Raw genomic sequence first — 20,456 nt, forward strand, 5'->3', positions numbered from 1 at the left:
TCCCGCGCCGGGGCTCTTCGACGTTTGGGCGCCTTGATCCCGAAGCGCGGCCGGCCGAGACTTGGCAGGTTCGAAGCGAGATGCCTGATGTTCGACGATCTCTCAGGAAAGAGCGCGCTGGTCACGGGCGCGTCTAGCGGGCTGGGGCTGCATTTCGCCAGGCTGCTCGCGCATCACGGCGTCGACGTCACGCTCGCGGCCCGCCGGCAATCCGCGTTGGATCAGGCCGGCGCAGAGATCGCTGCAGCCGGCGGTAACGCAAAGCATCTGGTGCTGGACGTGGCTGACGCCGCCTCGATCGCGGAAGCTCTCGACGGCCGGCATTTCGACATCCTGATCAACAATGCGGGCGTCAGCGGCGCTGGCCCGGCGGCCGATCTGTCCGATGCGGACTGGGATGCGGTGCTCGACACTAATCTGAAGGGCGTCTTCCTCGTCGCGCAGGCCGTCGCACGCAGCATGCGCGAGGCCGGCCGGGGCGGCGCCATCGTCAATATCGCCTCGATCCTCGGCCATCGCGTTGCCGGCGGCGTCAGTGCCTATGCGGCCTCGAAGGCGGGTGTGATCCAGCTGACCAAGGCGCTCGCGCTCGAATGGGCCCGTGACGGCATCCGCCTCAACGCGCTCTGCCCCGGCTATATCGAGACCGATATCAACCGCGATTTCTTCGCGACCGAGGCCGGCTTGAACCTGATCAAGCGCATCCCGCAGCGAAGGCTCGGCCAACCGGAAGAGCTCGACGGCGCCTTGCTGCTGCTTGCCTCGTCTGCCGGCAGCTACATCACCGGCTCCACCATCGAGGTCGATGGCGGCCATCTCGTTTCCTCCCTGTGAGCATCGCCATGGATTTCGAGATTTCTCCCCGGATCGAGGATTACCGCGCGCGGATCGCCGCCTTCGTCGAGCGTGAGATCCTGCCGCTCGAAGCCGACCGGGCCTCCTACGACGCCCATGGCAATATCGCTCTGCCCCTGCTCGACACCATGCGGGCCAAGGCGCGCGCCGAGGGGCTCTGGTGCCTGCAGCTCAAGCCGGAAACCGGTGGTGCCGGGCTCGGCAAGATGGGCATGGCGGTTTGCTACGAGGAGATGAACCGCTCGATCTTCGGCCCGGTCATCTTCAACTCGGCGGCGCCCGACGACGGCAACATGATGGTGCTGGAGGCGCTCGGCACGCCCGCACAGAAGGAACGCTGGCTGAAGCCGATCGTCGAGGGCAAGCTCCGCTCCGCCTTCGCCATGACCGAGCCGCATCCGGGCGGCGGCTCCGACCCCTCGATGATCCAGACCAGGGCCGAGCGGCGCGGAGACAATTACATCGTCAGCGGCCGGAAATGGTTCATCACCGGCGCCGAGGAGGCCAAGCACTTCATCCTGGTCGCCCGCACCTCGGACGATCCGCGCAACGGCCTCACAGCCTTCCTCTTCCATGCCGACCAGCCGGGCTGGCGCATCCTGCGCCGCATCGAGATCATGGGGCCGGAGGAGCATGGCGGCCATTGCGAGCTGGAATTCGACGGGCTTGAAATCCCCGTCGAGAACGTGCTGGCCGGCGAGGGCAAGGGCATGAAGGTGACGCAGGTTCGGCTGGGCCCGGCGCGCCTCACCCATTGCATGCGCTGGCTCGGCCTCTCCAAGCGCTGCATCGAGATCGCCCAGGCCTATGCCGCCGAGCGCTATGGCTTCGGCCAGCGCCTCGCCGATCGCGAGAGCATCCAGCTCAAGCTCGGCGACCTCGCCATGCGCATCGAAATCGGCCGGCTGCTGGTGATAAAGGCGGCCTGGGAACTCGATCGCGGCGGCTTCGCCCGCAAGGAGGTCTCGATGGCCAAGGTCCAGGTCGCCAACGTCCTGCACGATGCCGCCGATGTCGCGATCCAGGTGAATGGTGCGCGCGGCTATTCCCGGGACACCGTGCTCGAATGGATCTACCGCTATGCCCGGCAGGCGCGATTGGTTGATGGCGCCGATGAAGTCCACAAGATGGTGTTGAACCGCTTCCTCACCGAGGAAGGCCGAGATTTCTGGCGCTGGCCGGTCGCAGGTCAGGCGCGGGGCTGAGGCGATGGCAGCGCCCGCGCCCGCCGCCATCGATTTCGAGCCGGCCGCCCTGGCTGATATCCTGCGCGCTGAGTTTGGCGCCGGCGAACTCGCGCTCGAACGGATCGGTGGCGGGCAGTCCAACCCGACCTATTTCGTCGATTGGGGGGCACGCCGCCTCGTGCTGCGCAAGCAGCCGACAGGGCCGATCCTGCGAGGCGCCCATGCGATCGACCGGGAATTCCGTGTGCTCGAAGCATTGTCGAAGACCAATGTGCCGGTGCCGCGTGCCGTCCTGTTCCACGCCGATCCCGAAGCGCTCGGCACGCCCTTCTATCTGATGGAGCGGCTGGAAGGCCGCGTCTTCCATGACGCCGCCTTGCCCGGTCTCGCGTCCGAGGAGCGACGCGGGCTCTATCTCGGCATGGCCGAGGCGCTGGCGAAGCTCCATGCGGTGCGGCCAGACGATGTCGGCCTCGGCGATTTCGGCCGTCCCGGCAATTACTTCGAGCGCCAGATCGCGCGCTGGACGAAGCAGCTCCGGGAATCGCCGGGCGAACCCATCCCCGAACTGGAAGTGGTCGCCGACTGGCTGCCGGCGCATCTGCCTGACGATGACGGCCGTGTCTCGATCGCCCATGGCGATTTCCGGCTCGGCAATCTGCTCTTTCACCCCGAGAAGCCCGAAGTGATCGGCATCCTCGACTGGGAACTCTCGACGCTCGGCCATCCGCTCGCCGATCTCGGCTATTGCGCCATGCCCTGGCATACGGCACCGGACGAATATGGCGGCATCCTCGGGCTCGACCGCGCCGCGCTCGGCATTCCCACGGAGGCCGCGTTCCTCGCCCATTATTATGCCCATGCCGTGCCGACGGCGCCGCTGCTGCGCTTCCATCTCGTCTTCGCGTTGTTCCGCTTCGCCGTGATCTTCGTCGGTATCGCCGACCGGGTCCGTGCCGGCACGGCTGCCGCGGCCAATGCGGCCGAGGTCGCGCCGCTCGCCCGACGCTTCGCCATCCGGGCGCGGGAGGCGATGGAAGGCCCCGGTCGTCTGAGCTGACCGCAAGACGACGGCAGGATTCGAATGCAGGTTGTTGTCGAAGACTGGCGTAGGCTGGCGGAATTCTAGAATAGATCTAATTTAGATCGATTCAAAACAGATAGAATTGCTTTGCCGTCCCAAGACGGGCTGTGATAGCGCGAGGGCATCTTTCCCGGCAGGATGCTCTCCGATGCCCGCTCCCCTTTGGCTTGCCCGTCTTTCCTCCGCTGTTCTGGTCGGTGCGTCGTTTCTGTTTGCCGGCGCCGCCGCCGCCGAGACGATCGAGGTCACCGATCTTGCCGGCCGCGTCGTCAATGTCACCCGCGATCCCCAGAAGATCGTCCTCAGCGAGGGCCGCCAGCTCTATACGCTCGCGATGCTCGACCGCGAGGACCCGTTCAAGCGCGTCGTCGGCTGGGGCAACGACCTGATCCAGAACGATCCGGGCGCCTGGCAGAAATACCTCGCCAAGTTCCCGAAGGCCAAGGATGTCGCGGACATGGGCAATCCCTATGCCGCCGATGTCAGCATGGAGAAGATCGCCTCGCTCGGCACCGAGGTCTACATCCTCGACCTGTCCAACTACTTCAAGGCGCAGGAGACCGGCTTGCTCGCCAAGCTCGAGAAGGCCGGCATCACTACGATCTTCGTCGATTTCCGCCAGGACCCGACCCAGAACGTGCTGCCGAGCGTGCAGTTGCTCGGCCGCATCCTCGGCCGCGAGAAGGAGGCGAACGCTTTCGCCGACTACTACATGCGCCAGACCCGCAGCATCTATGCCCGTGTCGGCGCGATCCCCGACAAGCAGAAGCCGCTGGTCTTCGTCGAGCGCGCCGCCGGCCTGCTGCCCTGCTGCGCCACGTTCGGCCCGTTCAATTTCGGCCGCTTCATCGAGGAATCCGGCGGGCGCAACTGGGGCAGCCAGTTCTTCTCCGCCTTCCAGGCGCAGGCCGCGCAGGAGAAGGTGCTCGCCGACAATCCGGACGTCTATTTCCTCACAGGCGCCAACTGGTACGGCAGCAATCCCGGCAGCAGCGCGGTCAGCCTCGGCTATGACGCGACGCCCGAGAAGGTGCAGAAGGAACTGGCGGCGCTGATGAACCGCCCGGGCTTCCAGCAGCTCAAGGCCGTGCAGGCCAGGAAGGTGATGGCCTTCTACCACCAGTTCTACGACGCGCCCTATTACTTCATCGCCGAGCTCGCCATGGCGAAGGAGTTTTATCCGGACCGCTTCAAGGACATCGACCCGGAGGCGGTCTTCAAGGAGTTCCACGAGAAATTCCTGCCGATCCCCTATTCCGGCGTGTTCTGGGCCAAACTCCAGTAAGGATGGCCCGAGCGACGATGGCCGCGACCCTGCCCATGACGGCAAATGCCACCGGGGACTATCGCCGGCGCAATGCGCGCCGGCTGAAGCTCGTCCTGCTCGGCGTTGTCGCGCTTGCCGTCGCGCTGGCGCTCGATGTCTCGATCGGACCCGGCAACCTGCCGCTCGCTGACGTCCTGCGCACGCTGATCGACCCGCAATCGGCCACACCGCGTCTCTCCGTCATCGTCTGGGACCTGCGCCTGCCGATCGCGCTGATGGCGATGGCCGTCGGCGCCATGCTGGGCTTGAGCGGCGCCGGGATGCAGACCATCCTCGCCAACCCGCTGGCCGATCCCTTCACGCTCGGCGTCTCCGCCGCCGCAACGGTCGGCGCCTCCGTCGCGATCGTCTTCGGCTGGAGCGTCATTCCCGGCGCCGGGCCCTATATCGTCACGGCCAATGCCTTCGTCTTCGCGCTGGCGGCCTCGCTCGTGCTGTTCTTCATGACCAAGCTGCGCGGCGTCAGCGCCGAGACGATGATCCTCGTCGGCATCGCCCTGCTCTTCACCTGCAACGCCATCACCGCGCTGCTGCAGTACCGTTCCAACGAGGTGCAGCTCACCCAGATCGTGTTCTGGACGCTGGGCAGCCTCGCCCGCGCCAGCTGGGAGAAGGTCGGCGTCGCCGCGCTGCTGATAGCGCTTGCCCTGCCGTTCTTCCTGATGCGCGGCTGGGCGCTGACGGCTCTGCGCCTCGGCGACGAGCGCGCCGAGAGCCTCGGCGTCCGCGTCGACCGCCTGCGCCTGGAAATCCTCGTCGCGACCTCGCTGCTCGCGGCCGTCTCGGTCTCCTTTGTCGGCGGCATCGGCTTCATCGGCCTCGTCGGCCCGCATATCGCACGGCTGCTCGTCGGCGAGGACCAGCGCTTCTTCCTGCCGACCGCGACGATCGCGAGTGCGGTTCTGCTCTCGCTCGCCTCGACCGTCTCGAAGGTGATCACGCCAGGCGTGATCTATCCGATCGGCATCATCACGGCGCTGATCGGCGTGCCCTTCTTCATCAGCCTGGTGATGTCGATCCGTGGGCGGGGAGTCTGAGCCATGGCGCTGCTGATCCGCGATCTTGATTTCCGCTATGGCATGACGCCGGTCCTGCAGGGGCTGGGCACCGAGGCGCTGCCGCGCGGCGAATTGGCCGCCTTGGTCGGCCCCAACGGCTCCGGCAAGTCGACGCTGTTCCGCTGCGCCGCCGGCCTTTTGCGGCCGGAGCGCGGCACGGTCGCGCTCGATGGCGACGATCTCTCGTCGCTCTCGCAGCGGGAGCGCGCCCGCAAGGTCTTCTATCTCGCGCAGGATACCGGGGCGCGCGTGGCGCTTTCGGTCTTCGACATCATCCTGCTCGCCCGCAAGAGCCTGCACCGCGGCTATGCGCTCGCGGCCTCGCCCGAGGATACCCGCGCCGTCGAAGCGGTGATCGAGGAACTCGGCCTTAGCGCTTTCGCCTCGCGCGATATCGCGACGCTCTCCGGCGGCCAGCGCCAGCTCGCCGCGATTGGCCAGGCGCTGGTGCGCGAGCCCGACGTGCTTCTGCTCGACGAGCCGACCAGCGCGCTCGACGTGCGCCGCCAGCTCGACGTCATGGCGACGATCCGCGAGGCGACGCGCCGGCGCGACATCGTCACGGTGGTGGCGATCCACGATCTCTCGCTCGCGGCGCGCTTCGCCGACCGGGTTCTGGTGATGAATTCAGGGCGCATCGCGCAAGCGGGCGCACCTGCGGATGTGCTTGCGCATTCGGCGGTATCGGAGACATATGCGGTCGGCGTGCATCTGGAGCGTTCGGCTCGAGGCACGCTTCTGGTCGAGCCCTATATCCACGGTCACTGAAGCATTTTCGAGCGAAGTGGGTCCCGGTTCGCGTGAAGAAAATGCGAGAAAGCTTCTAAAGCCATGTCCGCGCCCGCCTCGCATGACAATTTCACCCTGAAGGAAGAGATCCGCGCCTATTGGTCGGCGCGGGCCGAGAGCTTCGATCTCTCCTTTGGCCACGCGATCAAGTCCGATCGCGAACTGAAGGCCTTCCAGCGCCTGATCGGCGACTCGTTCGGGCCCCAGCCGCTGGATGTGCTCGATCTCGCCTGCGGCACCGGCGAGATCACCCGCGCCCTGCTCTCGCTGAACCACCGCGTCACCGCGCTCGATTTTTCGGAGGCGATGCTGGAGCGCGCCCGCGCCAAGCATGGCAACGCCGCCCGCTTCCGGCTGGGCGATGCCGAGCGCCTGCTCGACGAAGACGCGAGCTACGACGCGGCGATCACCCGCCATCTCGTCTGGACGTTGACCGATCCGGAAGCGGCCCTCAGCGAATGGTTCCGCGTCCTGCGCCCCGGCGGCCGCATGCTGATCATCGACGGCGACTGGATCAACCGCACGCGATGGCAGGCACTGGTCAACCGCTTCGGCAACTGGCTGCGCGAGAAGCGCGGCGCGGCCGTCCACCAGATCGATGCCGACACCCATGCCTCGATCACCAGCCGCTTCTATTTCAAGGATGGCCTCAGCCGGCAGCGTCTCGAAGACATGCTGACCGCCGCCGGCTTCATCGACATCGTCTCGGCCGATTACCATCAGGTCGTGCGCGAGCAGCAGCGCGCCGCCCCCTTGCATGATGCGATTCGACTGGGGTCCTCGACCCGTTTCGCCCTTCTCGCGCGCAAGCCTGCGGACGCCGCTGTTTCGCGCTAAAAGAGCCGGATAGCGCTGCTTCGCATGGCGACGCTGCGGGACAGGAGCGAGCGATGAATGCCAAGCCGGACTGGGACGCCGCGCAATATCTGCGCTTCGAGGACGAGCGGACGCGCCCGCCTGCCGATCTCCTCGCCCGCGTGCCGCTGAGCGATCCCAGGCGCTGCATCGATCTCGGCTGCGGCCCCGGCAACAGCACCGAACTGGTCGCGGCCCGTTTCCCCGGTGCCGTCACCGAGGGCCTCGATTCCTCGCCGGACATGCTGGAGAAGGCGAGGAAGCGCTTGCCCAACCTCTCCTTCATCCTCGGCGACGTGAACAGCTGGTCCGACGCGGCTGGCTACGACCTGATCTTCGCCAATGCTGTGCTGCAATGGCTGCCGGACCATGAGGGCCTTTTCCCGCGTCTGGCACGCTCGCTGACATCAGGCGGCTGCCTCGCCGTGCAGATGCCGAACAATCTCGACGAGCGCTCGCATGTCGCGATGCGCGAGGTCGCGGCGGAGGGGCCCTGGGCGGAAAAGCTTGCCACTGCGAAGGCTGAGCGCTCGGTGATCGGGGCGTTCGGCGATTACCGGCGCTGGCTGATCGACGCGGGCTGCCGCGTCGATATCTGGCAGACCACCTATGTCCACGCGCTCGCCAATCTCGAAGCCATTGCCGAATGGTTCAAGAGCACCGGGCTGAAGCCCTATCTCGACCGGCTGACGGCCGAGGAGCAGAAGGACTTCCTCGCCCGTTATCTCGAGCGCATCGCGCCGCACTACCCGGTCGAGAGCGACGGGAAGGTGCTGCTGCGTTTCCCGCGTCTGTTCGTGGTTGCGGTACGCGAGGGCTGATCAGGCCTTCGCGGCTTCGGCCTTCTTCGCGGCGACATGCTCCTCGTCGGAGGCTCCGGCGCGCCAGTAGCTCACGACGAGATTCTGGTCGCGCTCCGGCCTGAGCTTGCCGCGCGAGGCCGCCCGGATCGCCTTGAACGCGGCATGTTCCGACGCCGACCAGAGATAGGTTGAAGGACCGTCCGCTGGCCAGTCGAGCGTCGCGAAGGCGTCCTGCAGCAGCGGCAGGCTGCCCGGCGCAGCGTCCCCGCGATGCAACCAGGTCAGCACCATCCCGGTCGGGTGGCGCAGGGGCTGTTCCTCGCCGGCGTCGGCGACCTCGATGAAGACCTGTCCAACGGCCTCGGCCGGCAGGTTCTCCAGCATCCGCGCCACGGCGGGCAAACCGGTCTCGTCGGCGAGGAAGACATAGCGTTCGGCCGATCTAAGCCCGCGCCCGCCGGGACCTGCCATGCCGATCCGGTCGCCCGCCTTGGCTCGGAAGGCGAAAGCCGAGCCGGGGCCGGCATCCTCATGCAGCACGAAATCGAGCGCGAGCGTGCCCGCAGTGACGTCGATCTCGCGGATCGTGTACTTGCGCACCAGCGGCTTGGTTTCGGCTGGCGAGGGCAGCAGCAAGCCGTCATCGCCGACCATGGGCCAGCTCGGCTCGGTCACGCCCTCGGGCGGGATGAACAGGCGCACATGCAGCGCGTCGATATGGTCATAGCGGGCGAGGTTCTCGCCGGTAAAGCGGATGCGGGCCATATGCGGCGTGATCCGCTCGACGCCGGTGACCGTCAGGATACGGAACTCGGGCGGCAGGGCGGGGCCGGTGCCATCGCCGCTCCAGCGCATCTCGGGTGCTGCGTCCTTCGGGGCGAACTCGATGACATGGCTGGCGATGGCCCGCTTCATGCCGAGCAGGGTGGACAGATCCGGCGCCTCGACATGGACATCGAGCGCGGCTGTCGTGAGCTCGATCCGGGCCAGGCTGCCGTCGAGGGCGATCATTGTCGTGCCGTCCTGCTCGGTGATGACGGCCTCGTGCTCGACGAGATGCTCGCAGAGCGGCTTCAGGACGCCCGCCGGGTTGGCGAGCGCGATCCGGGTCGAGGTAGCGAGCATGCTGGTCTCCGTTAGGCTTTCGGCGGTGCCGCGATCCATAGCGTCCCGTCGAGCGGGATCGCCGAGAAGCGGGCGCCCTCCGCGAGCGTCGCGGCCGGGTCGATATCGGCGAAGCGCTCCGGGTGGAGCCATTTCGCCAGGGCCTCGATCGCGACGACATGCAGCGGGGTATCGTTGAACAGGTGCCAGAAGCCGAAGGCGCGCCGCTTCTCGATGGCGCTGAGCATCTTGAGCGAGGGCGTGGCCAGAAGCTTGGCGAAGCTGGCAGTGGCATCCGTCTCGCTGACGCCGAGACCGAGCACGAGCCCGCCGAGCTTGGCGAGATGCGTGCCGCCGGTCGCGATATAAACGTCCGGGTCGGCGCCGATCAGCTGTTCGAGACCGATCTGCCCGGTCGCGCCCGGCAGCATCGCGGCGGCGATATTGTGCCCGCCCGCGGCCTGGATGAACTCGTTGAACGTGCCCTGCCCGGCCGTCATGCAGCAATCATAGCCGCCGGCATGGGCGTGGATGAAGACGGAAGGGCGCTTCGCGTCCCTGACCCGGCTCGCGATCCGTTTCATCCGCCCCTCGTAGAAGGCGATCAGCCGCTCGGCCTGTTCCTGTTGACCGATGAGGATGCCGAGCGCCCTGAGGCTCGGCACGGTGTCGCGCAGCGGCTCCAGGTAGAAATCGACGACCGCGACGGGAATGCCGGCTGCCTCCAGCTTCTCGACGAGATCGCCGGGGCCGCGGCGCGTGCCGGCGAGCGATTTGCTGAGCACGACGAGATCGGGGCCGAGCGCGATCGCACGTTCCAGCGAGAAGCCGGTGGCGGTTCCGCCGTCGCCGACGAGGGGGAGTGCATTGATCACCGGGAAGCGCGCGCGATAGCGGGCGAGCCCGTCCGGGTTCTGCCGTTCGAGATCGCTGCCCCAGCCGGCGAGGATGCTGACCGGGTCGGGATGGATCAGGCCGAGCGCATTGAGCTGGCGGCCCTGCGCCAGCACGATGCGCTTGGCCGGGGCGGCAAGCTTGACGGTTCGGCCGAGGACATCGGTCGCGACGACCGGCGCGGCGGCCATGGCGGGCAGTGCCGGCAGGCTCAAGCCGGCCAGGATCAGTGAACGCCTGTCCAGCATCATGCTGCTGCCGCCTCGTCCTGCGCCGTGCCGGCGAGCGTGAAGGCCACGGCACGTGCGAGCATCGCTGGGATCACCGAGACATGGTTCTCGCCGGGGAATTCGGTGAAGCTGCAGTCGAGCCGGCCGGAGGCGGACAGGCGCTGCGCCATCTCGGCGGCATTGTCGCACATCCGCGCCCGCGTGAGGCGTTCGGCCCGTTGCTGGGTGACGGCGAGCACCGGCTCCTGCTCATGGCCGCCGACCGTGATCAGCAATCGCCCGGCGGCAGCGGAGCCGGCGCGCCGGAACGCTTCCTCGCTCGCGAGAATGGCGCGGTCCTGCCACCAGATCGACGGGCTGCCGGCGACGAGGGACGTAAACAGGCCGGGCCGGGTGAACAGCGTGTGCAGCACGAACAGCCCGCCATAGGAGTGGCCGGCCAGCCCGCGCCGTGCCGGGTCGAGCGGAGCGATCCGCGCAACCGCCGGCAGGATCTCGTCGACGATCATGTCGAGGAAGCGGTCGGCTCCGTCAGGCGCGGGCAGGAGGTCGCGCTGGCGCCGCTCGGCATCGAAGGGCCGCTCGCCGGGATAGCCGATTCCGATCACGACGGCGGGGCCGACGCCGGTCGCCTCGGGGCGTTGCGCCTGCAGGCGGGCGGCGGTGGCCGCGACCGGAAACAGCGCGTGGCCGTCGACCAGGACGAGGCTGGGAAAGCCGCGTGCCGGAGCGGGGCCCTCCGGCACGGAGATCAGCAGCCGGTAGCGCGAACCGTCCCGCGCCTCGAAATCACGCTGCCAGGCCTGCGGCAGCGTGACGGGGGCGAATGCGGGATCGGCAGGGCTGCCTGGCTGCATCGGCGCTCTCACCAGCGGTAGGACAAGGTCGCGAGCACGGTGCGGCGCAGGCCGAAGGAGCACTGCGTCGTGCCGTAGCAGCCGGAGATATACTCCTTGTCGAACAGGTTCTGGGCGTTGACCTGCACTCTCCAGCCCTTGAGCGCCGGGCTGGCCGCGGCGAGGTCGTAGCTGATCGCGGCATCGACCAGCGTGTAGTCCGAGGTCGAGAAGGTATTGCCGGGATCGCCCGCGCCGCCGCCGACATAGCGCACGCCGGCACCGAGCCCGAGGCCGGAGAGCATGCCCGTCCGGAACGTGTAATGCGCCCACAGCGCCGCCGTATGGCGCGGCACGACCGGTGGGCGCTTGCCGAGATCGACGCCGTTGCTCTTGGTCACCTCCGCATCGGTATAGGTATAGGCCGCGACGAGATCGAGATTCTCGAAGACGCTGGCGCGCGCCTCGATCTCGACGCCGCGGGCGCGGATCTCGCCGGTCTGGATCTGGAAGGTCGGGTGGGCGAGGTCGGTCGTCGTGACGTTGGTCTGGGTCAGCTGGTAGACCGAGGCCTGCAGGAAGGCGTTGGTGCCCGGCAGTTCGTATTTGAAGCCGGCCTCGTATTGCTCGCCCTCGGTCGGCTTGAACGGCGTGCCGCCGAAGGCCGTGCCGGCCACCGGCTCGAACGAGGTCGAGTAGCTGACATAGGGCGCGAAGCCATTGTCGAAATTGTACATCAGCGCGACGCGGCCGGTCCGCGCCGTGTCGTCCTGCTTGGTCAGCACGCCGGTGGACAGCGCGCGGGTGCGGGCCTCGGCCCGGTCGAAGCGGCCGCCGACCAGCAGCGAGAGCCGGTCGAGCTTGATCTGGTCCTGCAGGTAGATGCCGTACTGGGCCGTCGTCTGAGTGGTGCTCGGCACGGTCGGCAGGACGAAGGGCAGGCGCCCGTAGATCGGGTTGGTGAAGTCGAGCGACTGCACCGTGCCGCCTGCGCCGGTGGCGGCCTTGGCATCGGTCCAGTAGCCGTCGACGCCGAACAGCACCTTATGCGTCAGGGGCCCCGTGCGGAAATCGGCCTGGAGCTGGTTGTCGATGCCGGCGGTGCGGGCGCGTTCGTTCGAGATCGTGGCGCGGCGCGTCAGCGTCTTCTGATCGGCCGCGATGCCGCCGACCGCGACAGTGCGGTTGCGCGATTCGAGATCGGAGATGCGGACGTTCTGGCGGAAGGTGAAGACGTCGTTGAAGCGATGCTCGAAGGCGTAGCCGAGATTGGCCTGGTTGCGGCTATAGCCTTCGAAATTCGGCTCGCCCGGGAAGAAATTGCTGCGGATGCGGCCGGCGCGGCTCGGCAGGACGGTGCCGACCGCCGGGATGAAGCCGTAGAAGCCGGTTTCCGGATCGCGCTGGAACGAGGCCAGCAGGGTGAGGCTCGTCGCACCGTTCGGCCGGTAGGTCAGCGAGGGCGCAATGAAGATGCGCTCCTCGCGGGTATAGTCGACCTGCGTGTCTGCCGCCCGGCCGAGGCCGACGACGCGGTAGAGCCAGGTCTTCTGCTGGTCGATCGGCCCGCCGAAATCGAAGGCCATCTGGGCGCGGTCATGGCTGCCGAACTGGAGCTGGACCTCGCCGTGCCGCTCCTCGCGCGGGCGCTTGCTGACCATGTTGACGATGCCGCCGGGCTTCACCTGCCCGAACACCACCGAGGACGGGCCGCGCAGCACCTCGACCCGCTCCAGGCCCCAGGATTCATAGGTCGGGACGAGGAAGTTGATGCCGCGCTGGTAGCGCAGCCCGTCGAGATTGTTGACGAAGCCGGCCGTGCCGCCCGAGCCGCCGAAGCCGCGGATGAAGACGCTGTCATAGCGACCCATCGAGAGACGGGTCTCGCCGAGCACGCCGGCGGTGTAGCGCAGCGCCTGGCTGACATTCTGCGCGCCCTGGGCGTCCATCTGGTCGCGCGTGACGACGGTGATCGACTGCGGCGTCTCCATGATCGGCGTGTCGGTCTTGGTCGCGGTGTCGCTGCGGCGCGCGACATAGCCGTTGACCGGCCCGCCGGCGCGCTCGCCCTGGACGTCGATCGTATCGAGGCCGATCGCCGTGCCGGCCGGCTGCGGCTGGGCGCCCTGCGCCAGCGCCGCGCCGGCGCCACCGACGAGAAGCGCGGCCAGTGCCACGCCGGCCCGCCCCATCGCGCGATTGCTGCTGTTGATCCCGGTCATGCCTGCATTCCTGCCCCTGGCGCCTGCGCGCCCTCGTCCCCGGGGTTCTTTCAGGAAGGCCATGCAGCCGGCAACGCGCTTGGCTTTCGATCGCGGCAGTATTTCTTTCGGTCGCGTTTCGAACGCGTCCAAGCAAGAGCGGGAGGGCACAGACATGGTCTGAATCAGCGCAGCGAGCTCGGAGCGACGCCGAAACGCTTGCGGAACAGCCCCGAGAAATGCGCCGGGCTGTAGCCGACCTGGAAGGCGGCGACGGCGACGCTGGCCTCTCCGCTCGCGATCATCGCATAGGCCCGCTGCAGGCGCTGCTCCTGCAGGTACTCGAAGACGCTGGCGCCGAACTCGCTTCGGAAGGCGGAGGTCAGCTTGGTCGGATTGAGCCCGCTCTCGCGCGCCAGCTCCGCCAGGCTGAGGGGTTCCTGCAAGGTTTCGAGCAGGCGGTCGCGCGCCGCATGAACCTGCTCGCGCAGGCGTGGGTTGAGCCTTCCCGGGCGGACGGGCCGCTCGCCGAGCATCCGGTCGAGCACCAGTGCGCCGAGTTCCAGCGCCTTGCCGGCGAGATAGAGTGGGCGCAGCGCTTCGCCGACCGGGCATTCCGCCATCTGGAGCGCCAGCGAGCGGATCGGGGCATCGGCCGGGCGCACCCATAAGCCGGCATCGTCGGAGCAGGCGAGGCGGGCGGCCCTGGCGACATCCGGCCCGAACTCGCGCGCGACGAAATCGAAATCGAACTGCATCAGCGCGCAGCGCAGCGCGCCGTCGGCGAGACCGGTCCGCTGCTGCGTATGCTCGCCGCCATTGGCCGCGACGAGGACCGTAGGCCCGTCGAGAACGACGGCCGGGCGATCGTCCAGCTCCAGCGCCTGCCGGCCTTCGAGCATGACCGCGACCTTGAGCCCCGGCCGCATCGGACCGACGATCCGCTCGCCTTCCTGGATCAGGAAGGTGCCGGCGGAGAGCGAGAGATTGCGCGAGAACAGCTCCAGGCTCGTGGCAGATTTCCGTACGGGGCTGGAATTGGCGGGCATCGCGACCTCGGTGAGGAGGCGATGTTTATCTGATGTTGAAGTAAAAATCAAATAATATCAATAGTTTAAATGAATTCTAAGCTTTGTCGACGCAGCCGCCGCGTTTCCTCAAAGGTAGGGTGGCGTGCAGGCGCTGACCACGATGCATCGCTCGGTACCGATATTGCGGTAGCGATGCGGGATGCGACTGTCGAAGAGATAGGCGTCGCCCGGCTTCAGCACCTTGATCTGGTCGCCGACGGTGATCTCAAGCTCGCCGGCCAGCACCACCCCGCCCTCATGGGATTCGTGCTTGAGCATGGCGGCGCCGGTATCGGCACCGGGGTCATAGGACTCGTGCAGGATCTGCAGGTTATGGGCCTGCGCGTCCCCGACCTGGCGAAAGGACATCTGGCCCCGGCTCTCGCCGCCATTGACCTGATGCAGGCGCGAGGTCAGGTCGAGCAAGTCGGAGGCCTCGAAGAACACCTTGTCGCGCGGGGCCTTCGCCTCGTCAAAAAAATTCACCATGGTCATCGGGATGCCGTCGAGGATCTTGCGCAGCGACGCGACTGACGGACTGTTCCGGTTCTGCTCGATCAGCGAGATCAGGCTGTGGGTCACGCCTGAGCGCGCCGCGAGCTCGCGCTGCGAAAGCCCGGCCGCCAACCTGATTTCCTTCAGCCTTCCGCCGACGTCAAAGCTCATGGCCGTTCCGTTTCCCTCTTCCGCGCGCCTTGTCGTTCCTGCGCGTCATGCAGGGCGCGTTTGCTCGGCGGCCCTTGCCATGTTCAATATTCTGAGCAATGCTGCCGGAAAGCCAATAAGAAAATAGTGTCATGGGGAACCGGCGGAGTGGAATAGTTTTCGCGTTCAAAGCACACCGTCCAGACTAGATCCCCATTCGATACGATAGGGCTGCATGCTCGCGCATTGCCGCGTGCATGGCACGGGAGATGCTTGCCGAAGACTATCGCCTCGCCAATGCCTCGCGGCGAGAATTCAACAGGGAAAGCAGGGTAATCCGGGCCGATGACGCAAGCCGAGACCGTTTTGTTGAATGGCCGCATCTTTTGCGGCTTGGCGGAAGGCTTCGTGGAAGCCCTGGCGATCGGCGGGGGAAAGGTTCTGGCCGCCGGCTCGGCCGCCGAGATCGTCGCCTTGCAGGGGCCGGCCACCAAGGTCGTCGATCTCGCCGGTCGCGTCGCCATCCCCGGCTTGAATGACGCGCATATGCATCTGCTGCCGCTTGGCCTCGCCATGAGCGAGGTCAACCTGCGCCCCGAGGAGGGCGTCAACAGCATCGACGAGATTCTGCGCCGCATCGCCGTCGCCGTGAAAGGCAAGAAGCCCGGCGAATGGGTCACCGGCCGCGGCTATGATCATAACGAGCTGGCCGAGGCCCGCCATCCGACCGCCGAGGAGCTGGATCGCGTTGCGCCGGACAACCCCGTCTACATCAAGCGCACCTGCGGCCATGTCGGCGTCGTCAATGGCCGCGCCATGGCTGCGGCAGGCATCGGCCACAACACGCCGAGCCCCGATGGCGGCCTGATCGAGCGTCGCGACAACAAGCTGACCGGCCTGCTGGCCGAGAGCGCCATGCGCCTGATCGTCGACGCCATGCCGAAGCCGAGCGCCGCCGAGCTGAAGGCCGCGATCGAGAAGGCCGGGCACTACATGCTCGCGCAGGGCTTCACCAGCGTCATGGATGCCGGTGTCGGCATGGGCGCCGGCATGGCCGAGATCGAGGCCTATGAGGCGGTCGCGCGCGCCGGCACGCTGCCGGTCCGTACCTGGGTCTGCATCTACGGCAATGCCGACGGCATCGGCGACGAGGCCCATGCGGCGGGCTATCGCTTCGGCCGCGAGACCGGCCTCCTGCGCTACGGCGCGATGAAGGTCTTCGGCGACGGTAGTGCCGGCGGTCTGACCGCCGCGATGAGCGAGCCCTACCTTGTCGGCGATCCCGATAATCGCGGCATCTTTATCTATTCCGATGCCGACATGCATCGCTATCTCCGGCACTACCACGAACTCGGCTACCAGCTCGCGATCCACGCGATCGGCGATGCCGCGATCGAGCAGGTGCTCTCCGGCATGGAGAAGGCCGACAGCCCCGCGCATCCGATCAAGGGCCGCCGCCACCGCATCGAGCATTGCGGCTTCCTGACCGACGGACAGCTCGCCCGCATGGCGGCTGCCGGCATCGACCCGGTGCCGCAGCCGGCCTTCATCTACGAATTCGGCGATCTCTACGTGATCAATCTGGGCGAGGAGCGTGCCGGCGCCTCCTACCCGATGCGCAAATGGCTCGATGGCGGCCTGCATGCCGCGGCGAGTTCGGACGCCCCGGTCTGTGCCACCGACCCGTTCAAGAACCTCTTCACGATGGTCACCCGCCAGACCAAGCGCCATACCGAGATCGGCGGCGCCGAGAAGCTGAGCATGGAGGAGGCGGTTCACGCCTATACCCTGCTCGGCGCCTATACCCAGTTCGCCGAGGACAAGCTCGGCCGGCTGGTGCCTGGCCAGCTCGCCGATGTCGCCGTGCTTTCGCACGATATCTTCGCGATCCCCGTCGAGGAGGTCGAGAACGAGGTGCGCTGCGACCTGACCCTGCTCGGCGGCGAGGTCGTCTTCGACCGGCACGGCCAGCTTGCGGCTGCGGCGCAATAGGCCGGGACCTCCGCGATGCTCAAACATACGCTGCAAAGGCTGTTGCTGGTCCTGCCGGTCCTGCTCGGCGTGCTGCTGATCGGCTTCCTGCTGATGCAGGTCGTGCCGACCGATCCGGCCCAGGTCCGCGCCGGCCCGACCGCAACACAGGACGTCGTCCAGGCGATACGTCAGGAACTCGGGCTCGACCAGCCGCTCTGGAAGCAGTTCGCGATCTATATCGGGCGCTTGGCGCAAGGCGATCTCGGCGTCTCCATCATCAACAACGTCCCGGTGACGCAGGAGCTCGGCAGCACCATCGGCCCGACGCTGGAATTGATGCTGGCCTCGCTGGTCTGGGCGATCCCGCTCGGCATGTTCTTGGGCACGGTCGGCGCCTATTACCGCGGCTCGCTGATCGACCGCGCGATCATGGCTTTCTCGGTTGCCGGCGTTTCGCTGCCGGTCTTCTTCCTCGGCCTCGGGCTGATCTGGCTCTTCGGCTTCTACTATCCGATCCTGCCCTTCACCGGCCGCACCGGCCCGCTTTGGACCTGGGAGGGCATCCAGGGGATCATCCTCCCCGCGATCACGCTGGGCGGCGTCTTCGTCGGCCCGGTCGCCCGCATGACCAGGACCTCGGTGCTCGACGAACTCGGCGCCGACCATGTCCGCACTGCCCGTGCCAAGGGGCTTGGCGAGGCTACGGTCGTGCTGCGCCACACCCTGCGCAATGCGCTGGTCCCGGTCGTCACGCTGATCGGCCTGCAGATCGGCTTCCTGCTCGGCGGCGCCGTCGTCACCGAGACCGTGTTCTCCTGGCCCGGCATCGGCCGGCTCGCGGTCGGCGCCATCCTGTCGAGCGACCTGCCGATGGCGCAGGGCACGATCATCATGCTCTCGCTCGGCTTCATCCTGGTCAATCTCGCGGTGGACGTCCTCTATGCCGTGCTCGATCCGCGCGTGAGGGGCACCTGATGAACTCTCCCATGAATGCGCTCAAGCCCGGCGCCCAGACGATTGAAGCAGCCGTGAGCGTCGCCGCCGCCACGCCCGTTCGCCGCAAGACCGTGCTCCGGATGCTGATGTCCGATGTCGGCTCCTGCATCGCGCTGGCGCTCGTCGTCCTCGCCATCCTCGCCGCGGTCTTCGCGCACTGGCTCGCTCCGACCGATCCGTTCGGCAACGACCTCGCCAATACGCTGAAGCCGCCGGGCGAGGCCGGCCTGCTCGGCACGGACGGGCAGGGTCGCAACATGATCACGCGGCTGCTCTACGGCTTGCGCACGACCCTGCTCATGGGCTCGGCCTCCGTCGCCTTCGGCTGCGCGATCGGCGGCGTCATCGGCTTCGCCGCCGCCTACTATCCCAAGGTGTCCGGCGTGCTGATGCGATTCATGGACGTCCTTCTGTCCTTCCCCGCGATCTTGTTCGGCCTCGCCATCGCCGCGATCTTTGGCCCCGGCCTGCTCGCGGTCATCATCGCGCTCTCGATCGCGACCGTGCCCCTGATGGCGCGCGTCGTGCGCGGCTCGGCGCTGGTCGTGCTGCAGCAGGGCTATATCGAGGCGGCGCGCTCGCTGGGCTTGAGCGACCTGCGCATCATCCTGCGTTACGTCCTGCCGAACTGCCTCTCGGCGATCTTCGTCTTCGTCACCTTGCGCTTCGGCCAGGTCATCCTGCTCGGCGCGGCGCTGTCCTTCCTCGGCCTCGGCGCCCAGCCGCCGACGGCCGAGCTCGGCGCCATGGCGGCGGATGGGCGCAACTTCCTGTTCTTCGCGCCGCATGTCTCGGTCCTGCCGAGCCTGGTGATCTTCGCGGTGGTGCTGGCCTTCAACGTGCTTGGCGACTCCCTGCGGGACGCCCTCGATCCCAAGCTGCGCAAATAGCGCCGACATCAACCAAGAAGCGTCAAAAAGGGGACTTGCTCGATGTTTAAACTCTCAACTCTGCTTCTCGCCGGCGCCGCCGCCGCGACCTTTGCGGCCGTGCCCGCGGTCGCCCAACAGAAGGCGCCGCTCTCGATTCTGCGCATCATCGATGCCGACAACTACGATCCGATCCGCACCACCGCGACCGCGGCGGCCGAGGTCATGTACATGCTGGCCGACACGCTGGTGACGGTCGATTTCGATATGAAGACGATCAAGCCCGGCCTCGCCGAGAGCTGGACGATCTCGCCGGATGGCTTGACCTACACTTTCAAGATCCGCAAGGACGTGAAGTTCTGCGACGGCCGGCCGATGAGCATCGACGATGTCGTCTATTCGCTCAGGCGCTGGACCGACCCGGCCAACAAGTCGCCGGTCTCCTTCCGTGGCGGCCCGGTCAAGGACATCCGCGCCGATGGCGATTCCACGCTGATCTACGAGCTGAAGGAGCCCTATGGCGACCTGATGTTCCAGCTCGCGCTATCCTTCGCCTCTGTGGTCGACAAGGCGACCGTTGAGAAGCTCGGCGCGAATTTCGGCGTCCAGGGCTTCAACGGCACCGGCCCCTATTGCTGGTCGAAATGGACCCCGCGCCAGGAGCTCGTGCTCAAGAAGAACCCGCATTATTCGTGGGGCCCGCCGATCTACAAGGACCCCAAGCCGCAGATCGACGAGATCGTCTGGAAGGTCATTCCAGAGTCCAACACGCTGATGGCCGCGATCCAGGCCAAGCAGGCCGACGTGACCTACTACATGCCCTATATCGCGCTCGACACGATGCAGCGCATCCCCGGCATGACGGTCCAGCGGCAGGACAACTACATCTACGACGTCTTCATGGGCTTCAAGGTGGACAAGCCGGTGGTGAAGGACAAGGCGATCCGCGAGGCTGCCAATATGGCCGTCGACAAGGAAGCCATCGCCAAGGCGATTTATTTCGGCAAAGGCAGGAGTCTTCCCTCCCTGCTCAATCCCGCCGTGGTCGATTACGATCAGAATTCGGCCAAGGCGATGCCGAAACACGATCCGAAAGCGGCCGCCAAGCTGCTGGAAGACGCCGGCTGGAAGATGGGCGCGGACGGCATCCGCGAGAAGGATGGCGAAAAGGCCAGCTTCACCGTCTACGGCATCCGCAACAGCGACAATCCGCGCATCTCCGAGGCGATGCAGGCGGATCTGCGCAAGGTCGGCATCGACATGAAGATCCAGCTCTGGGACGCGACCGTCGCCTGGGGCAAGCTGGCGACGCAGGAATTCGACGCGTTCCTGATGTCCTACCCCTATGTGACCGCGACGGAGGCGATGAGCCTCTATTTCCGCAGCCAACAGGCCCCCACACCGAACCGGATGAACTGGAAGAATCCTAAGACGGACGAACTGCTCAAGGCTGCGTCGATGGCGACCGACGCCGACAAGCGCAAGCAGGCGCTGGCCGAGGTGCAGACCCAGCTCACCGAGGCGAATGTCTGGGTGCCGCTATCGTCGCAGCCGCTCTGGATCGTCGCGACCGACCGGGTCGAGGGCGCGCGCGCCCACGGTCTCTACGGAGCCGGCCTCTACAAGGGGCTCGACCTCAAACTGAAGCGCTGAACGTCTCCAGCGCCGCGTGGCCCGAG

At 66.9% G+C, this 20,456-nt stretch carries 18 protein-coding genes; 12 read left to right on the top strand and 6 right to left on the bottom strand.

Annotated features, from left to right (window positions below):
• The first annotated feature begins 87 nt into the window (after positions 1-87).
• The 8 genes from NUV79_RS11365 to tam all read left to right on the top strand — a co-directional run bounded on the left by NUV79_RS11365 (position 88) and on the right by tam (position 7,976).
• Positions 88-834: an SDR family NAD(P)-dependent oxidoreductase gene (locus NUV79_RS11365; protein WP_257733190.1), complete on the top strand. Its 747-nt coding sequence runs from the start codon at positions 88-90 to the stop codon at positions 832-834.
• An 8-nt stretch (positions 835-842) separates the two neighbouring features.
• Positions 843-2,060, top strand: a complete 1,218-nt coding sequence (locus NUV79_RS11370) for an acyl-CoA dehydrogenase family protein (protein ID WP_257733191.1) — start codon at positions 843-845, stop codon at positions 2,058-2,060.
• 4 nt (positions 2,061-2,064) lie between these two features.
• A complete protein-coding gene (locus tag NUV79_RS11375; RefSeq protein ID WP_257733192.1) occupies positions 2,065-3,102 on the top strand; it encodes a phosphotransferase family protein in 1,038 nt (345 codons plus the stop codon).
• A 172-nt stretch (positions 3,103-3,274) separates the two neighbouring features.
• Positions 3,275-4,411: an ABC transporter substrate-binding protein gene (locus tag NUV79_RS11380; RefSeq protein ID WP_257733193.1), complete on the top strand. Its 1,137-nt coding sequence runs from the start codon at positions 3,275-3,277 to the stop codon at positions 4,409-4,411.
• A gap of 35 nt (positions 4,412-4,446) precedes the next feature.
• Positions 4,447-5,490, top strand: coding sequence for a FecCD family ABC transporter permease (locus tag NUV79_RS11385; RefSeq protein WP_257733194.1), 1,044 nt, complete (start codon positions 4,447-4,449; stop codon positions 5,488-5,490).
• A 3-nt stretch (positions 5,491-5,493) separates the two neighbouring features.
• Positions 5,494-6,279, top strand: coding sequence for an ABC transporter ATP-binding protein (locus tag NUV79_RS11390; RefSeq protein WP_257733195.1), 786 nt, complete (start codon positions 5,494-5,496; stop codon positions 6,277-6,279).
• A 63-nt stretch (positions 6,280-6,342) separates the two neighbouring features.
• A complete protein-coding gene (locus NUV79_RS11395; protein WP_257733196.1) occupies positions 6,343-7,137 on the top strand; it encodes a class I SAM-dependent methyltransferase in 795 nt (264 codons plus the stop codon).
• 53 nt (positions 7,138-7,190) lie between these two features.
• On the top strand, positions 7,191-7,976 hold the full coding sequence (gene tam / locus NUV79_RS11400) for a trans-aconitate 2-methyltransferase (RefSeq protein WP_257733197.1): 786 nt from the start codon (positions 7,191-7,193) through the stop codon (positions 7,974-7,976).
• Here tam and NUV79_RS11405 read toward each other — a convergent pair whose 3' ends face one another.
• The 6 genes from NUV79_RS11405 to NUV79_RS11430 form a co-directional block, all read right to left on the bottom strand.
• On the bottom strand, positions 7,977-9,083 hold the full coding sequence (locus NUV79_RS11405; RefSeq protein WP_257733198.1) for a siderophore-interacting protein: 1,107 nt from the start codon (positions 9,081-9,083) through the stop codon (positions 7,977-7,979).
• An 11-nt stretch (positions 9,084-9,094) separates the two neighbouring features.
• Positions 9,095-10,207, bottom strand: a complete 1,113-nt coding sequence (locus tag NUV79_RS11410; RefSeq protein ID WP_257733199.1) for an ABC transporter substrate-binding protein — start codon at positions 10,205-10,207, stop codon at positions 9,095-9,097.
• On the bottom strand, positions 10,204-11,043 hold the full coding sequence (locus NUV79_RS11415; protein ID WP_257733200.1) for an alpha/beta hydrolase: 840 nt from the start codon (positions 11,041-11,043) through the stop codon (positions 10,204-10,206). The genes NUV79_RS11410 and NUV79_RS11415 overlap by 4 nt, the downstream gene beginning before the upstream one ends.
• Positions 11,044-11,051: 8 nt before the next feature.
• Positions 11,052-13,244, bottom strand: a complete 2,193-nt coding sequence (locus NUV79_RS11420; RefSeq protein WP_257733201.1) for a TonB-dependent siderophore receptor — start codon at positions 13,242-13,244, stop codon at positions 11,052-11,054.
• A 164-nt stretch (positions 13,245-13,408) separates the two neighbouring features.
• A complete protein-coding gene (locus NUV79_RS11425; protein WP_257733202.1) occupies positions 13,409-14,272 on the bottom strand; it encodes a helix-turn-helix transcriptional regulator in 864 nt (287 codons plus the stop codon).
• 108 nt (positions 14,273-14,380) lie between these two features.
• The gene (locus NUV79_RS11430; RefSeq protein ID WP_257733203.1) at positions 14,381-14,959 is read right to left on the bottom strand and encodes a cupin domain-containing protein; all 579 of its coding nucleotides are present in this window, start codon (positions 14,957-14,959) and stop codon (positions 14,381-14,383) included.
• A 387-nt stretch (positions 14,960-15,346) separates the two neighbouring features.
• On the opposite strand from NUV79_RS11430, the gene NUV79_RS11435 reads away from it, so the two are divergent.
• The 4 genes from NUV79_RS11435 to NUV79_RS11450 are packed head-to-tail and all read left to right on the top strand — an operon-like array spanning position 15,347 to position 20,430.
• The gene (locus tag NUV79_RS11435) at positions 15,347-16,930 is read left to right on the top strand and encodes an amidohydrolase (protein WP_257733204.1); all 1,584 of its coding nucleotides are present in this window, start codon (positions 15,347-15,349) and stop codon (positions 16,928-16,930) included.
• A gap of 15 nt (positions 16,931-16,945) precedes the next feature.
• Positions 16,946-17,887 (top strand): ABC transporter permease, encoded by a 942-nt coding sequence (locus NUV79_RS11440; protein WP_257733205.1) that lies wholly within the window; start codon positions 16,946-16,948, stop codon positions 17,885-17,887.
• Entirely contained in the window at positions 17,887-18,798 is a 912-nt protein-coding gene (locus tag NUV79_RS11445) for an ABC transporter permease (RefSeq protein ID WP_257733206.1), read from the top strand. The genes NUV79_RS11440 and NUV79_RS11445 overlap by 1 nt, the downstream gene beginning before the upstream one ends.
• Before the next feature lie 42 nt (positions 18,799-18,840).
• The gene (locus NUV79_RS11450) at positions 18,841-20,430 is read left to right on the top strand and encodes an ABC transporter substrate-binding protein (RefSeq protein ID WP_257733207.1); all 1,590 of its coding nucleotides are present in this window, start codon (positions 18,841-18,843) and stop codon (positions 20,428-20,430) included.
• The last annotated feature ends 26 nt before the right edge of the window (positions 20,431-20,456 follow it).

The organism is Allobosea sp. 47.2.35 (genome assembly GCF_024655635.1).
GTDB lineage: Bacteria > Pseudomonadota > Alphaproteobacteria > Rhizobiales > Beijerinckiaceae > Allobosea.

Bases quoted from the DNA above. Each gene is read 5' to 3' on its own strand.
- NUV79_RS11445 (WP_257733206.1), top strand. From the start codon at position 17,887: ATGAACTCTCCCATGAATGCGCTCAAGCCCGGCGCCCAGACGATTGAA.
- NUV79_RS11395 (WP_257733196.1), top strand. From the start codon at position 6,343: ATGTCCGCGCCCGCCTCGCATGACAATTTCACCCTGAAGGAAGAGATC.
- NUV79_RS11450 (WP_257733207.1), top strand. From the start codon at position 18,841: ATGTTTAAACTCTCAACTCTGCTTCTCGCCGGCGCCGCCGCCGCGACC.
- NUV79_RS11410 (WP_257733199.1), bottom strand. From the start codon at position 10,207: ATGATGCTGGACAGGCGTTCACTGATCCTGGCCGGCTTGAGCCTGCCG.
- NUV79_RS11430 (WP_257733203.1), bottom strand. From the start codon at position 14,959: ATGAGCTTTGACGTCGGCGGAAGGCTGAAGGAAATCAGGTTGGCGGCC.
- NUV79_RS11375 (WP_257733192.1), top strand. From the start codon at position 2,065: ATGGCAGCGCCCGCGCCCGCCGCCATCGATTTCGAGCCGGCCGCCCTG.
- tam (WP_257733197.1), top strand. From the start codon at position 7,191: ATGAATGCCAAGCCGGACTGGGACGCCGCGCAATATCTGCGCTTCGAG.
- NUV79_RS11440 (WP_257733205.1), top strand. From the start codon at position 16,946: ATGCTCAAACATACGCTGCAAAGGCTGTTGCTGGTCCTGCCGGTCCTG.
- NUV79_RS11405 (WP_257733198.1), bottom strand. From the start codon at position 9,083: ATGCTCGCTACCTCGACCCGGATCGCGCTCGCCAACCCGGCGGGCGTC.
- NUV79_RS11390 (WP_257733195.1), top strand. From the start codon at position 5,494: ATGGCGCTGCTGATCCGCGATCTTGATTTCCGCTATGGCATGACGCCG.
- NUV79_RS11425 (WP_257733202.1), bottom strand. From the start codon at position 14,272: ATGCCCGCCAATTCCAGCCCCGTACGGAAATCTGCCACGAGCCTGGAG.
- NUV79_RS11420 (WP_257733201.1), bottom strand. From the start codon at position 13,244: ATGACCGGGATCAACAGCAGCAATCGCGCGATGGGGCGGGCCGGCGTG.
- NUV79_RS11415 (WP_257733200.1), bottom strand. From the start codon at position 11,043: ATGCAGCCAGGCAGCCCTGCCGATCCCGCATTCGCCCCCGTCACGCTG.
- NUV79_RS11380 (WP_257733193.1), top strand. From the start codon at position 3,275: ATGCCCGCTCCCCTTTGGCTTGCCCGTCTTTCCTCCGCTGTTCTGGTC.
- NUV79_RS11385 (WP_257733194.1), top strand. From the start codon at position 4,447: ATGACGGCAAATGCCACCGGGGACTATCGCCGGCGCAATGCGCGCCGG.
- NUV79_RS11370 (WP_257733191.1), top strand. From the start codon at position 843: ATGGATTTCGAGATTTCTCCCCGGATCGAGGATTACCGCGCGCGGATC.
- NUV79_RS11365 (WP_257733190.1), top strand. From the start codon at position 88: ATGTTCGACGATCTCTCAGGAAAGAGCGCGCTGGTCACGGGCGCGTCT.